Annotated in this window: 15 protein-coding genes; 2 read left to right on the top strand and 13 right to left on the bottom strand. The window is 49.7% G+C overall.

All coding sequences use genetic code 11. The features are described 5' to 3' along the window. Positions 1 to 7 precede the first annotated feature (7 nt). The 8 genes from dmpG to FB479_RS24175 are packed head-to-tail and all read right to left on the bottom strand — an operon-like array spanning position 8 to position 7756. Positions 8 to 1030 (bottom strand): 4-hydroxy-2-oxovalerate aldolase, encoded by a 1023-nt coding sequence (gene dmpG, locus FB479_RS24210; protein ID WP_142066982.1) that lies wholly within the window; start codon positions 1028 to 1030, stop codon positions 8 to 10. 25 nt (positions 1031 to 1055) lie between these two features. Then, the gene (locus FB479_RS24205) at positions 1056 to 1943 is read right to left on the bottom strand and encodes an acetaldehyde dehydrogenase (acetylating) (protein ID WP_142066981.1); all 888 of its coding nucleotides are present in this window, start codon (positions 1941 to 1943) and stop codon (positions 1056 to 1058) included. A 22-nt stretch (positions 1944 to 1965) separates the two neighbouring features. Further along, positions 1966 to 2751 (bottom strand): 2-keto-4-pentenoate hydratase, encoded by a 786-nt coding sequence (locus FB479_RS24200; RefSeq protein WP_142066980.1) that lies wholly within the window; start codon positions 2749 to 2751, stop codon positions 1966 to 1968. Between the two features lie 32 nt (positions 2752 to 2783). Further along, positions 2784 to 4250, bottom strand: a complete 1467-nt coding sequence (locus tag FB479_RS24195) for an aldehyde dehydrogenase (RefSeq protein WP_142066979.1) — start codon at positions 4248 to 4250, stop codon at positions 2784 to 2786. Between the two features lie 10 nt (positions 4251 to 4260). After that, entirely contained in the window at positions 4261 to 4722 is a 462-nt protein-coding gene (locus tag FB479_RS24190; protein ID WP_106655335.1) for a RidA family protein, read from the bottom strand. Continuing rightward, positions 4719 to 5723 (bottom strand): amidohydrolase family protein, encoded by a 1005-nt coding sequence (locus tag FB479_RS24185; RefSeq protein WP_142067069.1) that lies wholly within the window; start codon positions 5721 to 5723, stop codon positions 4719 to 4721. Before FB479_RS24185 ends, FB479_RS24190 begins: the two co-directional genes overlap by 4 nt. Further along, positions 5714 to 6250, bottom strand: a complete 537-nt coding sequence (locus tag FB479_RS24180) for a 3-hydroxyanthranilate 3,4-dioxygenase (RefSeq protein ID WP_106655333.1) — start codon at positions 6248 to 6250, stop codon at positions 5714 to 5716. Before FB479_RS24180 ends, FB479_RS24185 begins: the two co-directional genes overlap by 10 nt. A gap of 18 nt (positions 6251 to 6268) precedes the next feature. After that, on the bottom strand, positions 6269 to 7756 hold the full coding sequence (locus FB479_RS24175; protein ID WP_142066978.1) for a 4-hydroxyphenylacetate 3-hydroxylase family protein: 1488 nt from the start codon (positions 7754 to 7756) through the stop codon (positions 6269 to 6271). Positions 7757 to 8091: 335 nt separating this feature from the next. On the opposite strand from FB479_RS24175, the gene FB479_RS24170 reads away from it, so the two are divergent. Continuing rightward, positions 8092 to 8739 carry a Crp/Fnr family transcriptional regulator gene (locus FB479_RS24170; RefSeq protein ID WP_142067068.1) on the top strand — a complete coding sequence of 216 codons (648 nt, stop codon included), beginning with the start codon at positions 8092 to 8094 and terminating at the stop codon, positions 8737 to 8739. 26 nt (positions 8740 to 8765) lie between these two features. After that, positions 8766 to 9398: a Crp/Fnr family transcriptional regulator gene (locus FB479_RS24165; protein WP_142066977.1), complete on the top strand. Its 633-nt coding sequence runs from the start codon at positions 8766 to 8768 to the stop codon at positions 9396 to 9398. A gap of 78 nt (positions 9399 to 9476) precedes the next feature. Here FB479_RS24165 and FB479_RS24160 read toward each other — a convergent pair whose 3' ends face one another. The 5 genes from FB479_RS24160 to FB479_RS24140 all read right to left on the bottom strand — a co-directional run bounded on the left by FB479_RS24160 (position 9477) and on the right by FB479_RS24140 (position 15689). Next, the gene (locus FB479_RS24160) at positions 9477 to 11432 is read right to left on the bottom strand and encodes a GTP-binding protein (protein WP_142066976.1); all 1956 of its coding nucleotides are present in this window, start codon (positions 11430 to 11432) and stop codon (positions 9477 to 9479) included. Between the two features lie 508 nt (positions 11433 to 11940). After that, on the bottom strand, positions 11941 to 12414 hold the full coding sequence (locus FB479_RS24155; protein ID WP_142066975.1) for a DUF4358 domain-containing protein: 474 nt from the start codon (positions 12412 to 12414) through the stop codon (positions 11941 to 11943). 5 nt (positions 12415 to 12419) lie between these two features. Then, positions 12420 to 13559, bottom strand: coding sequence for a DHHW family protein (locus FB479_RS24150; protein WP_142066974.1), 1140 nt, complete (start codon positions 13557 to 13559; stop codon positions 12420 to 12422). Between the two features lie 15 nt (positions 13560 to 13574). Continuing rightward, entirely contained in the window at positions 13575 to 14981 is a 1407-nt protein-coding gene (locus FB479_RS24145) for an MBOAT family O-acyltransferase (RefSeq protein WP_142066973.1), read from the bottom strand. Positions 14982 to 15002: 21 nt separating this feature from the next. Further along, positions 15003 to 15689 (bottom strand): GDSL-type esterase/lipase family protein, encoded by a 687-nt coding sequence (locus FB479_RS24140; RefSeq protein ID WP_142066972.1) that lies wholly within the window; start codon positions 15687 to 15689, stop codon positions 15003 to 15005. Positions 15690 to 15716: the final 27 nt, after the last annotated feature.

The raw sequence follows: 15716 nt of genomic DNA, 5'->3' as shown, positions 1-15716 counted from the left end.
TCACCCCCTATCTGATTTTGGTAGAGCTGTTTAGTTGGGCGATTTCCGCTGCGACATCCACGATCATATCTTCTTGTCCCCCCACGACCTTTCGTCTTCCCAGCTCGATCAAAATATCCCGGGAGTCAATGCCGAATTTCCTGGCTGCACGCTCGGCATGAAGCCGGAAGCTGGAATAGACACCCGCGTATCCGAGAACGAGAGCGTCTCTGGTAATTTCCTGTGGTACTTGAAGAATCGGCGACACGATTTCCTCTGCCAGGTCCATCATTTTGTACAGATCGACGCCCGTCTGAATGCCCATTCGATCCAGTACAGCAAGGAGAACCTCGGTTTGTGTATTTCCGGCACCTGCACCCAAGCATCTAACGCTGCCGTCAATCCAGGTGGCACCCTCTTGAATGGCGACGAGCGTATTGGCCATGGCTAAAGACAAATTGTTGTGTGCATGGAAGCCAACAGGAATATGCAGACATTGCTTCAACGCCCGGACTCGTTCCCCTGCTTGATCAGGCAGCAGAGCGCCAGCAGAATCGACGATATACACGACATCGGCTCCATAGCTTTGCATGAGTCCAGCTTGTTCCGCCAATTTTTCCGGAGCAGCCATATGCGACATCATCAAAAAGCCAACTGTCGTCAAGCCAAGCTCTTTAGCCTGATAAATATGCTGAGCGGAGACGTCCGCTTCGGTCGCATGTGTGGCGATTCGTGCCATGCCTACCCCTAGCCTTGCAGCCGTCTTCAAATCTTTGATCGTGCCGATTCCCGGCAGCAAGAGCACGCCAACTTTCGCTTGTTTACAAACGGAAACGGCCGCCTCGATCAGCTCCAGTTCAGGGGTCCTGGACAGCCCATACTGCAGGGACGATCCGGTCAATCCATCTCCATGGGAGACTTCGATATACGGTACGTTCGCTTCATCTAATGCGCGTGCCACCTCGACTACTTGTTCCACAGTAAATTGGTGATTGATTGCATGGCTCCCATCTCGAAGCGCTACCTCTGTGATCACAATATCACGAGTCATATGCGGTTCCTCCTTTCATTCTCGGCTATATACCCGTGCCGATGCCGACAGCATGCTTGGCATATGCCTCTGCTACCTTCACCGCTGTCGCTGTCATGATATCCAGATTGCCTGAATATGTAGGGAGGTAGTCGCCCGCGCCTTCCACTTCCAAAAAAACGGTGATTTTGTTTTCATCAAAGATCGGTTCTGTGCGCAGGCGGTAACCAGGAACGTATGATTGAATATAGGCAACGGTTTGTTGGATAGCCTTCACGATCGCCTGTTGGTCCGCACCTTCTTCCACTATCGCATAGACCGTATCTCTCATCAGGATCGGCGGCTCCGCCGGATTCAGGATGATGATCGCCTTGCCTTTCTTCGCTCCGCCGATCGCTTCGATACCATGTGCGGTCGTCTCTGTAAATTCGTCGATGTTGGAACGTGTGCCAGGACCCGCGCTTTTACTGGAAATAGTGGCCACGATCTCTGCGTATCTGACCGGACTTACACTCCCTATTGCATGAACGATCGGAATAGTAGCCTGGCCGCCGCATGTGATGAGATTGATGTTCTTTTCATTCAAATGAGCACCGAGATTTACAGATGGTACTACATAGGGCCCCACAGCAGCAGGCGTCAGATCGATGGCGAACTTTCCAGCCTCTCTGAGCGCCGTGGCATGCCGAATATGTGCTTGGGCTGAAGTAGCGTCAAAGATGATATCCGCAAGATCCGCACCGCTTTCCAAAAATGATTGTAATCCGCCGTCAAATACGTAGTATCCAGCTGCCTTTGCTCTATGCAGACCATCCGAATCAGGATCGATTCCAATCACGGATGTCAGTTCAAGAACCGGCGACCTTCCAAGCTTGGTCATCAGGTCTGTCCCGATGTTCCCCGAGCCCAGTATTGCTACTTTTACTTTCTTCATACATGCACTCCTTTCATGTTTTTTACTTGCCAAACCTGACTCCTACTGAACCAAGTCCAGCAATCCGTGTGAGAAATACATCGCCAGGCTTAGCTTCAACCGCTGCCGATAACGCACCAGACAAGATGATTTCTCCTGCTTTGAGTGTAATCCCTAATTCGTACAGCTTGTTCGCTAACCACGCCACACAGGATGCGGGATTGCCCAATGCGGCGGCACCAACACCGGTATTGACCAGCTCCTGATTTTTATAAAACGCCATTCCTACCAGAGGAAGATCCAGATCTTGCGGTTTCACGGGATGTCCACCCAGCACATAGAAGCCCGAGGATGCATTGTCCGCAACGGTGTCTTCTAGCTTGATTTGCCAGTTGGCTATACGGCTGTCCACGATTTCCAAAGCAGGCACTACATATTCCGTTGCCATCAAGACGTCATAGGTTGTTACACGTGGACCTTCCAGATCGCGCTTCAGCAGGAAGGCAATTTCTGCTTCTACCTTTGGCGAAAGGACATACTCGAAAGGCAGTTCTCCGTTGTTTTCCACGACCATATTGTCCAATAGATGTCCATAGTCTGGCTGTTCCACGCCAAGCAGTGTCTGCATGGCACGAGAGGTCAGGCCGATTTTCTTCCCTGTAATTCTCGCGCCTTTTTTCACTTTTCGCTCAATCGTCTTCAATTGAACGTGGTATGCCTCTATCTCGCTGATTTGCGGGTCCAGTAAAGTGAGTGGCGCTACTCCCGCCCCTTCACGACTCGCCGCCGCTAAATGATCGGCGAATCGTGTGATTTTTTCTACGTCCACACGGCTCCCTCCCTGATTTGCTGTCCTTCTCGCTATAATTTCATTGTGACTGTCTTGACCTCGGAGTAGAATTCGAAGCTGTGACGCCCGCCTTCGCGGCCAATCCCGCTGTCCTTGGCACCGCCAAACGGAGTTCGCAAGTCACGCACATACCAGCAATTGATCCATAAAAGACCTGACTTCACTCGATCAGCTACGCGATGCGCGCGCCGCAGGTTGTTGGTCCAAACCACTCCTGCCAAGCCGTAAACCGAATCATTGGCGATTCGAATAGCGTCTTCTTCTGTACGAAATGGAATGATCACGACGACCGGACCGAAAATCTCTTCCTGCGCCACCGTCATTTTGTTGTCTACATCATAGAGAACGGTTGGCTCAAGGAAATTGCCGTCAGCCAGTCCGCTGATCCGTTTTCCGCCGTAACCGAGCTTGGCTCCTTCTTCCAGTCCGATCTGGATGTAGTGCTCCACCGTCTCCAAGTGACTGCGGGACACCAACGCTCCCATATCCGTTTCTGGCTCCAGAGGATTTCCCACCTTGATCCTTTGAACAGCCGCCACAAATTTGTCCAGAAACTGATCGTATACGCTTTCTTGCACCAACAAACGCGATCCTGCCAGACAAATTTCGCCCTGGTTGCGGAAAATCGCCTCGATCGACCCTTTTACCGCTTCATCAAGATCGGCATCTTCAAACACGATATTGGCTGATTTGCCTCCCAATTCAAGCGATACCGGAATCAGATGCGAAGCGGCATTCTGCATGACGGTCTTGCCGGTGTTAGATTCTCCCACAAAAGATATCCGACGCACATGGGGATGGGTTGTCAGCGCCGTCCCGACAGTCCCTCCCGGACCAGTGATGATGTTGAGCACGCCAGGAGGCAGACCTGCTTCATTGGCAATCTCTCCGAGCATCACCGCCGAGAGAGGCGTGTACGAGGCAGGCTTTACAACGACGGTATTTCCCGCTGCTAAAGCCGCCGATGCTTTCCAGGTCATCTGCATGAAGGGCAAATTCCATGGAATGATCAGACTTGTCACACCTGCCGGAGCATATTTGGCGTAGGACATAAAATGGTGCATTTCATAATGCTCATGGACCATGTATTTGGCCATTTCGGCAAAGAAGCGCAAATTGGCTGCCGCTCTCGGAATATCGAAGCCCCGGCTTTCTTTGATCGGCTTGCCGACATCGAGTGTTTCTACCAAAGCGAGTTCGTCCACACGCTCCATCACCAGGTCAGCCATTTTGCAGAGAATCTTGGCGCGCTCATCTACGGACATCTCGCTCCAAACACCTGACTCAAATGTACGCTGCGCCACGTCGATCGCCCTTTTTACATCCTGCTCACTTGCATTGGCCACAGAAGCCAGCTTGAGATTTGTCGCTGGGTTGATCGTATCGAAGGTTTCACCGGAAACAGCGTTCACGTAATCTCCGTCTATGAATAGCTTGGCGTCTTTTCGTACCTGGTTTTCCTTGGAAGTCTGACTCATCGGAATCCTCCTAATTCTCGATTTCCAAGATCATCTCTACTTCTACGGCGTTATTTAGCGGGAGCTGGGCCATCCCTACAGCGGACCGCCCATGCCTGCCTTTCTCGCCGAATAGCTCCACCAACAAATCGGATGCTCCATTCATGACTGTAGGCTGATCTATGAAAGCTGGATCGCTGTTAACGAATCCGAGTATTTTGACCACTCGTTTGACTCTCCCCAGTTCCCCTAGCTCATGTTTGGCAACAGCCAGCAGATTGAGCATGCACTGCCTGGCAGCCAGGTAGCCCTCCTCTATCGTGACATCCTGTCCCAGCTTTCCTCGATATTCGTTTGTCCCTTGGCCTGCCAGAAAGAGGAGATTGCCCGCTTGGACACAACCAACATAATTGCCGGCCGGCTGTCTCGGTTCTGGCAGGTCTAGGCCCATTGCCTGTAGACGTTGTTCCGGCGTTTCAGTCTGATGCTTCACAGTCCGTTCCTCTCCTTTATGTTCAGGAAGCGAAGCGCGTTTTCACCCAGCAACGCCCTCTTCTGTCCGTCAGTCAGCTCCAAAGTATGATCGATGACTTCCCCGGGAGGTGTCTCACGAAGCAGGAAGGGATAATCCGATCCCATCATGATTCTCTCTTCGCCAAAGCGCTTCATCATGTATTGGATGTTCAGTGGGTCGTACGTCAAGGAATCAAAGTAGAATTGTTTCGCGTATACACTAGGCGGTTGTTCGGTCATACGCAGATGCGGCCATACCTTCCAGCCTTGGTCCAGCCTGGGGAGAATATAAGGAAAAGAGCCGCCGCCGTGGGCAAAGCAGATTTTCAGGCGCGGAAACTTCTCGATCACGCCTCCCAAGATAAGACTTGCTGCGGCAAGCGCTGTCTCGCTTGGCATCCCGACGGTGTACATCAGGTTGTGCCGCGGCATCCGTTCTCTGCCCAGTGTCTCCCATGGATGTACGAAGAGTGGAACATCCCAAGTCTGACACATATCAAAAAAAGGAATCAGTCCCGGGTCGTCCAGATTGTTGCCATTTACGTTGGTACCGATTTCGATCCCTCTCAGGCCGAGCTCATGCATGCAGCGATCCATTTCCCGAATGGCTACCTCGGTGTCTTGCAATGGAACTGTACCCAATCCGATGAAATGATTGGGATGTTGGTTAACCGTCTCTGCGATAAAATCGTTTTGAATCCGTGCCATCACTTCTGCTTCGGCAGCCGGGGCCCAGTAGGAAAACGTGACCGGAATGGGTGACAACACCTGCATATCCACGCCTTCCCGCTGCATGTCATGAATCCGTTTTTGGGGATCCCACACCTGATCGGTCACTTCGCGAAATACTTTTCCCCCGACGATGATAGTCGCCCCGCATGTGCAAGTGCGGTGGAGAACTGGCCAGCGCTCTCCATGAAACCGTTCAGCAAGGTTCGGAATATCCTCTGGAATCATGTGGGTATGGAAGTCTACTCGCATTTCCACTCACTCGCTTCCGGAGACATGACGTATCCGCATTTTTGGCATGTCCGCAGCTCCAGATTGCTGTTGAATCCTTCGATCGCGTCTTTTACCTGCACCTCTATGTTGGTCAGTTGAATCCGTACGCGATGCATTTCATGGTCGCAGTTTTCGCAGAACCAAGCAAAGTCCTCCAGTTCTCCCTCATCTCTGTTGCGCTCAATCACGAGTCCGATCGTATCGGCGATCCGGTGTGGGGAATGCGGGACATTCGCAGGAAGAAGGAACATTTCGCCTTCTCTGACCGTAATGATCTCACGCTTCCCATCCTGATTCATGATCTCTACGAAGCAATCACCCTTGAGCTGGTAAAAGACTTCCTCGGATGGATCAATGTGAAAATCCCGCCGCTTATTCGGCCCTCCCACTACCATGACCATTAGTTCTGCATCTTTCCAAATCACCTTGTTATTCACCGGTGGCTTGAGCTGATCGATGTGATCCTCGATAAACTTCCACAAATGGATAGGTGCCAATGTACGCATGCTCGATTCCCTCCTTGTTTAAAGAACCTGCTCCGTCTGCGATGCCGATTTGGCAGCAAAAACGCTGAGCGCGTCATCCACCATCGTGCATGCATGAGACTTCTTGTAATTGTTGTAAAAAATCGCTAATTTGCGCACCGGATCACCGGTATAGTACCGCTCGTATTGCAGCAAACGCTGTCCGAAGGCTTCCCCGCACAGGTCCCAAGCGAGCTTAAACAGGCGAACCCGATCTGTACCGGAGATACCCTCCCGTCCGGCATAAAACTTTTCCATATCCTCCACCAACTCGGGATGCTCCATATCACTGTCAGTCGGGGACATGAGTAATCCGCCTGCTCCAATAATTTGTATAACTTCGATCGCCCGCGGGTACAGCTTCGGAAGCAGTCCGCGAATGGTTTCGAGCTGTACGTAACCCGGCATGAGCTCGCCCGACGGCAACGTCTCGTATTCCTGCTCAGCGGTCCTCAGGAGCGCTCTGACCGATTCCAGCGATTGCGCTAGCTCCCCGAGAATGTTTTGGACATTCGGATAGATGTCTACCCCGATGGAGTCTGCCAGCCGCATGGCAACCTCCGTGGCAAATTGGAGCTTCAACAGTCCTCTCACCCCTGTCTGGTGAGCCGGCTGCTGTCCGATGCCTGTCTTTGGATAAAGCAGGTTGGCCGCTTCTACATTGTTGTACAGGAATAAGCGCTCCCAAGGTACAAGTACGTCTTTAAAGACAAGAACCGCATCCATTTCTTCGAAGCGCGATGCTAAAGGATGGTCATAAACCGAACGAATTCCATCCTGCATGGGCTCTCTACAAATGATGCGCAAGCCCGGCGTGTTAATCGGAATGGCAAAAGCCAAGGCGTAACGCTCATCTCCTGGCTTGAACCCAGGGAACGAATAAATGAAGACTTCATCCGTGATTGGCGCCAGTGTTGCGAGCATTTTCGCTCCTTTGACAATCAGGCCTTCCGGTGTCTCCTCTACTGCCCCCAAATGGGTGTACACATCGTTTTGTTCGTGCGAGGACTTGCTTCGGTCATTTTGCGGATTGATAATCGCATGCGTCAAAAATAGGTCTTGGTCGCGAACATACTTGTAATAATTTTTCACGTTTTCCGCCCACTGCGGATTGTACCTTTCCAAGAAAGACGCATTGCTGTATAGCGACGTCAAGACGACATTGAGAAAATCCGGCGTTCTTCCCATCAAGCCAAAAGTGGCTTTCGCGTAAGCTTCGTACAAGGCTCGTTTCGCCTGCAATTCCTCAGGGGTTTTTGCAACGAGAAAGGCGTTGTTCACACGTTCGCCAGTCTCCTGACAAATATGGGTAATCTTTTCCTGGTACTTCTCGTCATGCTGCATGTCATACAGTTTGGCTATTTCATGAATCGGCTGTCGAAAAACAGCTTCCTCACATACGTTTGTCACCTTTCTGCCTTGCAGCCAAATCTCCGGTTGCCGTGATATCAAGCCCCGAATGTATTGGTCACCTGTACGGATTCCCACCACAATACCTCCCTGTTGTTTTTTGTTGATTGCGCCGTTTTTGTTCTTAAACCGCATTATAGTGTCTGTCTTTTCTGAAAAGTGTAACCCACTTAACATCACGGCTGAAAAATATAAAATGCCGCTCCCACCTTTCATGGGCAACTGAGGATATGTAAACGAATTAACATCATTTCTGTTTATCTTTCGAATGCACGTCATTTTCACGTTGAAATATTGGTAAGGAGCTCTTTGTTTTCATATAATCAAAAGTAGTAAGTTCAGAAAATTAAGATTTAATCTGGAGTAGACGATTGGAAGAGGCAAGATCATTGATGAGGAAAGGAGCGGTGATGATGGTATCCCCTTTTGAAACGGATTTGAAATGGGAAACCCTTTTAGAATACGGCACCCGTCAATTTGTGAAAGGAAAAACAGCAATCTATAAGCAAGAGACGATGGGAGAAGGTTTTTATTACCTTCATAAGGGATTAGTCAAGATTGTGACCTCTACCTTCAAGGGGAAAGATCGCCTGGTGAACATCGTAGTCCCTGGTCAAATCATGGGACTTCAAACGATGGATCAACAACCTCATTTCACCACGGCTATTGCTGTAAAGAATGCAGTCGTCTACCATTTCTCCTGTTTGCAATTCCTCGAAATGCTGAAAGCACGCCCTGAACTCTTGTCTCTTTTCACCCAAACAATCAATCAAAAAATGCGGATTCTTCTAACCGCCATCAACATGAAGGCATTGACTTCAGAAGAGCAAATCGCTCGCCTCCTGCTCAACATTTGCGAAGACTTCAAAAACCACGAGGTTCCCCTCACGCAACAAGAGCTTGCGGAATGTGCTGGCCTCACCCGTATCACTGTCTACAAGATCCTGAAGGCATGGAAGGAACATGGCATCATTGAAATCAAAAACCGATCCTTTGTCGTCAAACGCCCAGATATGCTGAAGCCCCCACAACTCACGGCACACACTGCTCGCACAGTGTAAGTCTATCCATGTGAAAGGTGGTCAAAATGGCCTGTCTCCGCTATCAGTGGACCCCGTACCTGATGTATGGCAAGAAGATCGAAATGGGAAAACATACAACGATCTACCATCAAGGCGATGTGGGAACTGGATTTTATTATCTAGACAAAGGGAGCGTAAAGATCACTCTCTTATCTGAGAACGGGCATGAGCGGTCTATCGATTACATTCCCACAGGTGGGTTGTTCGGGGAGCACGGCGCCTATAACGGCACATACCTGACGTCAGCCATAACTACTGCTCCTTCTGTCATTTACTTTTTCTCCGACGAGGTCTTATCGCGCGTATGCCAAGACCACCCACAGTCGGCAGTGATCTTCACCAATTCACAAATCTATAAACTCCGTCTCCTGGCTGAAATCATCGCGTTTACTGATAGTCCAATTGAGCTTGCGATGGCTAATTATCTGCTTAAACTGATAGCTGTGTACGGAAATAATCATATCCCTATCGATCAGTTGTCTTTTGCGCGCTATATTGATACGTCTCGCATTACGGTGAACAAGACTTTGCAGAAATGGCGACAGCAAGGCTTGATAGAGCTATCTGAGCGTAGTGCCATTCGAGTTGTGGATGTAGAGGGATTGCGTGGGATTTATTCTCGCATCCAATGTAAATAGGGCGAAGCCTAATCAGGCTCGCCCCTCTGCATTGAAAATAACCTTTGAAACTCTTGCTACAGCCCTGTTCGATCCTGCTCAGAGCAGATGCATCTTGGCTTCTGCCTCGTCCCACGGCACCGAGTAGCCTGCCCCCTTGGCGCAAAAGATCGAGGAGGATGTATAAAGCGGATCTGCATCCTTTTCATAGCGTTTCCTTTCCATCACTTCCTCCGCGTTATGGCAGCGATCGTATCCGCCAAATACACAGCGGATGCTGCCTCGTCCATGCGTGAAGGAAGCGAATTCGGTGCTGTAATTCATGAATGTTGCCACGGGCACCCTTCCCGTAATGAACGCATGCGTATCCGACAGCTGCGGTGGCTCGAACGAACCTGAGGCTCGCTGAATATCCGAAAGTACCCTCCCCATCTCGTTCATTCCTACCTTTATTTTGAAGTCATAATAGGGTTCTAACAGCATATTCTCCGCTTTCTCCAGCCCCTGCCGCAGCGCGCGGAAGGTGGCCTCACGAAAGTCGCCCCCAGCAGTATGTTCGTTATGCGCACGGCCTCTTAGGAGCGTAATTTTCATGTCAGTGACTGGCATGCCCGTCAATAGCCCATGATGCTCCCGTTCGTAGAGATGAGACCGAACCAGATTCTGGTAGTTAAAACTCAGTTCATCAGGATGACATACGCTAGTAAAGTGGATTCCGCTGCCTCGCTCTCCCGGTTCAAGCAGGAGGTGCACTTCCGCGTAATGCCTGAGCGGCTCGAAGTGCCCATACCCCGTCACAGCAAACTGTATCGTTTCTTTATACAAGATTTCCGGTTGGCCAAAAGAGACAACGAAACCGAAGCGTTCCTTCACAACCAGCTCCAGCACTTCTAATTGGATCAGACCCATGACACGAATGTGAATCTCTTGCAAACTCTCTTCCCAAACCACATTCAGAGACGGGTCCTCCGCATTCAGAATGCGAAACGCACCGAGCACTTGCTGCACGTGAAGCGAACCGTCAAACTGTACTTTGGACTGTAGTGTCGGCTCAGTCTCATAAGCAAACTTGTCTGAGTAGAGCCCCACCCCTTGTCCAGCTTCGGCCTCGGACAAGCCGACGACCGCGAACAAATCGCCGGCAGCTACTTGTTCAACCGCGTGTGATTTTCTACCATTAAACAGTAAGATTTGTGTAATCTTCTCTTCGTTTCGAAGTCCGCCGCTCTCATAGCTAAGCAGCTCCCGTACCTTCAGCTTGCCGCTCAGTGCTTTGACGAACGTAAGCCTCAACCCGTTTGCTGCGTGTCGAATTTTATAAATGCGCCCCCCGAACGGAGCCGTCTCGTCATAAGACGCAGTCGTCAACAAAGACAGTTGATTCAGGAATTCTGCCACGCCATCATCCTGTAGTGCCGAGCCGCAGGCGCAGGGGAAAAGACGCCCATCTCGTATCATCTCCCGCAAGGCACCCAGCCAGAATTCTTGATCGTCCCTTTCCTCTAAAAATGCTTCCAGCAGTGAGTCGTTCCGCTCTGTCATCATTTCTCGTAGTCCTTCGCTGACAATACCGTTGGCGAAATTGTCCCTGATGCAACAGACATCCCCAGTCAACTGACTGCGTATCTCCTCTTCCGTCCTGCTGGTATCCGCACCTATCCGATCTGTTTTATTGATGAAGAAAAATGTCGGTATCCGATGTTTGCGCAACAACTGCCAGACTGTTTCGGTATGACCCTGAACACCTTCTACCGCACTGACAATCACGATAGCGTAATCCATTACTCCGATCGCCCGCTCCATCTCGGAAGAAAAATCGACGTGTCCAGGGGTGTCGATCAAATAATAAACATCGCCCTTATGGTGCATAACCGCCTGATCGGCGAATACGGTAATGCCTCTTTTCCTCTCGATATCGTGGCTGTCCAAAAAGGCATCTTGATGATCCACCCGGCCCCGCGACCGGATGCTGTTCGTATGGTATAGCAACTGTTCGGCGAAAGTAGTTTTACCCGCATCCACATGGGCAAACAAGCCGATCGTAAGACGCTTCATGTTATCCCTCTTCCATAGCTACTCGACTGCCATTTCTTTTTTCATTAAAACATAAGAATGGAGAAGAAGAATAGTTGTCTAACGCTTTCTTGTAACTAGCCGTATCCATTCGCACATTTTCATTCACTGCAGGCTCGTATCAGTTGCCAAGCTTCCCCCATTTGCATGCTCTATACCATGCAGAGAGAAGCGAGGTGATCACTATGACTGACGTAGTAGTAATCCTATTCAGACGTATCAGAGTGAATGGCGTACGGAGGCGAATTATTCGCGACGTTAGCATCATTGGAAGTGCCGCACCATGCAACCAATTATTAATGATTGGTAGACGTGTGGGTCCTGCTGCACGTTGTCTTTTGAATAACGGGTTCCAACGTGTGTTATCAAGAGATAATGTTTTGGTGTTTATCCGAGTAAGGTAAATGAGTTCGTATGAAAACGGTAGCGAATAGGGTTACCGTTTTCTTTTTGTTTGTACGCTGGATTATCAAGGGCTTCCATTCGTGTTTTACTTCATAGCTTCGTCAAACACAGATTCTATTTGATCAACCTCTTTCGACACCGCGAATAAAACAAACTGCCCTTTCGTCTTCAAAACATGCTTTTCGATGAGAAAATACTCCTCTGGGCGATAGTCTTTCAATTTGATTGTTTGTGCCTCGATCCGTTGTTGTATGTTCTGTATTACATTTTCGGTGTCGCTCGCATCTTTGACTTTGATAACAGCCAGTTCTTCCGCTTTCACGTTGGATGAAGCCGTGTACAGGATGAAATCCTCCACTTTTCCTGCCTCAATCTGATACAACTTTTGCAGCTTCTCCAGATCCCCTTGCTTCATATCCTGAAAACTTACCGTTTGTTGAATTTTTTCTCCCACTTCTGCGGCCGAAAGTTCTTCGGAAGTCCCGACGTCACTGGAGCATCCGGCCAACATTCCCATTCCGATAGCAACCATAAGCAGTACAGACAAAAATCGCTTCATTCCAATCACTCCATGATGTTCAGAATAGAGGTGTCTTCAAAAAACGTTTTGACGTTGTAAAGGAATAGCATCTCATGAAACTGCCGATCTTGTATGAGTTTTGTTACGGATTCCTCATAATAGCGAAGGTCAACGACATCAATCTCTGCGAAGTGTTCGGAAAAAAAGGGAATCAGGCTATTGGCGTACGAATCTTTCACTACCAGCAGCTTCTTCCCGTCCGGATGGTCCGTTGTGATTCGGACCAGTGCATGGTTGCCGTTCAGGAATACCGCATACTTATCCTTTTTGGCCAAATTGTCCATCTGGTACAAGGAATTCGTGGTACGGCCTTCGTCCACGTACTCCAGCTTCTTTTTGCTTTCCTCTTTTGGCAGATAAAGATCGATACGATCAGGCTGCAGATGACGGAAGCCGCTTTTCGAATAGAGTGATCCGTAGAAGGCATCCGTCACCTGCCGGATGTTGAACGCAGCTTCGTCTTTTGGAACAATCTCCATCTGCTTGCACAACACCCGATAAGCATAATAAGCGCCTTTGCTCGTCCAATGATGATCCGTTTTATAAAAAATGGCTTCTTCGCGTCCGGCATACAGCGCGGGATAGACATCAACGAAGCGAATACCAGACGGGAGCGATTGCCGAACTAGATTCAGCGCAGCATGTTCGTCGCCCATTGGTGCGTAGGCTGGCAGTTTATCCCGAAGCAACGCGGCGGCGGTCGGTACCAGCATGATGTACTTGCGAAGGTCGGGCGTTGTCTGGTGAATCGACTGGATGGCCTGAACTCTGTCATTCACCTCTGTTTCCAGCGGCGATGAGAAATGTTGAATCAGGTACCCATCTTTGCCCAGATAAACACCGTTGCTGTCCTTTTTACCCATAACACGATCCGCATCCGTTTTTAGCCCGATCCAAACGTCCCGGAAAGCAAATTGATCGGTGATATAGGTCTCGTAATCAGAAGTGAACTTCCCCGCCAGCAGTGATCGCAGTGAAAAAGGCGGTCTCCTCTCGAGCACCCTGTTTTCCGATTCCGAGAATGTCTGATCAGGGGTCAGTATGTTCAAAACGGCCACCATGACGATAAATAGCAAGAACAACAAGCCCGTCACGGCTCGTGTCCGTTTGTCATATCTGGTCAAGTCCGCTCCCTCCCCTCAAAACCGAAAATATAAGAATGGATTGTAATCCTCAAAGACCAAATAAGCTGACGACAAAACTAAACTGATGATAAAAAGTGCCAATACAGCGATCATGCCTACCGAATTCCATCGCGCTTTCATCTGCTCCAATCCTTTCCGGGGCAGCGGTGTCGCGCACAAGGCCAACAGAACGAGCAATCCCCCATACGTCGTCAGTTCGTAGAGCGCCTGGCGATCCACCCATTCGTGCGTCCCGAAACCAAACATCGTACTGACGAACATCCAGGCGGAAGGCAAATGTTCGAATTCAAAAAGAACCCACCCGACAACGACAATCAGCAGCGTGTAGAGATGTCCTGCCCAGTTCGGCCAACGCTTCAGCCATTTCAGCAAAAATAGCTTCTCAACTGCAACGAAACAGCCGAAAAACAAGCCCCAGACGATAAAGTTCCAGCTCGCCCCATGCCACAGACCGGTTAAGAACCATACGATCAAGAGGTTACGGAACTGCTTGCCCAAGCCCATCCGGTTGCCGCCGAGCGGAATATAGACATACTCCCGGAACCAGGAACCGAGGGAAATATGCCATCTTCGCCAAAATTCTGTAACGCTTCGTGAAATATACGGATGCTTGAAGTTTTCCGGGAATTCGAAACCGAACATTTTGCCGAGCCCGCGCGCCATATCCGAATATCCGCTGAAATCGAAATAGATTTGTAACGTAAACGCCAGAATGCCGAGCCACGCGGAAAGGACAGTCAAGTCCTCCATCGGCGTCGACTTCACGTTGGTCCATAGCAGTCCAATATTGTTGGCTAGCAGCACTTTTTTGGCCAATCCCCGGATGAACCATTCCGCTCCTTCTCCGAACCGCTCCAGCGTCACTTTACGTAAGACCAGTTGCTCGGCGATATCTCCATATTTGACGATCGGACCTGCGACCAGTTGAGGAAACATCGTGACGTAAGTGCCGAAAGCGACGAAATTTCGTTGTGCCGGCACTCTACCGAGGTATACATCCACTACATAGGACATCGTTTGGAACGTATAAAAGGAAATACCGACGGGTAGTGGCAAATCAGCTACCTGTATTTGCAAACCGAATAGATCATTCACATTCGAGACGACAAACCCCGCATATTTGAAGAAACAAAGAATCGCCAGACTGCCGCAGATGGAGCCGAACAGCACTGCTCTGGCGATCGGTTTGCAGTGACTGTACTTGTCGATCACGAGCCCGTTGATATAATCAAATACGGTTGTAAAAATCATGAGGATGATATATACCGGTTCGCCCCATGCATAAAAGATAAGGCTCGCTGCGAACAGAACAGCATTTCTCAGCTTCTTGGGCGACACATAATAAACGAGCAGCACGGCGGGCAAAAATTGAAACAGGAAAATCAGACTGCTGAATACCAACGTTCGTTTCCTCCCGCGCCGTTATTTTGCGCTCTTCTTACGATCCAGCTCATCTTTTATGTAATCGAGCAGGACCGGATAAAACTGGGCTTGGAAATGAATGCCGTCCGCATCGTACATGTCAGGATGATCGGCCACAGTTGACGACACATCGATGTATCCGACTTGTACCTTGCTTGCCAGCTCCTTCAGTCCCTGATTGTAGTCGCCGATATTTTGATAGCGGGGCTCCGCTTTTTCTGCCTTTGCCGTAACCGGGGTAACGGATAAGATCGTGATGGACGCCTCTGGAAGCCTTTCTTTGATGCGATCGATCAATTGGGCGTAGTATGACAACGAATATTCCTTGGGATGGTCGGTCGGCCATAAAATGTCGTCTGAACCCAGCTGGATAAAAATATGCTCAGGCTTTCGCTTGACTAATTCGTCCACATCTTCCAGCGCGAATTCGGCCGTTTTCCCTGCACCTGCGAGCACGTTCTCCTCTTTCAGCACATCATGGTAAGACAATCCCTCCGTAATCGAATCTCCGAGAAAAACACTTGTTTGATACAGTGATGAATATGAGGTTTGCTGCGGAGTGGAGATGTCCCTGGCCTGCCTGGTAATCTCGGAAGCAGTTGGTTGTCCGATGATGCCACATGCCGCAACCGATAAGGCGACCATGGCGAACAGTGTAATACCCATTATTTTCTTTTGCACTTTCATCTTTCCCCTTTCTTCTTGAACAAGGTA

The sequence above is a fragment of the Brevibacillus sp. AG162 genome (assembly GCF_006715575.1).
Lineage (GTDB): Bacteria > Bacillota > Bacilli > Brevibacillales > Brevibacillaceae > Brevibacillus > Brevibacillus brevis.
This window is presented reverse-complemented; position numbering and strand designations above follow the sequence as displayed.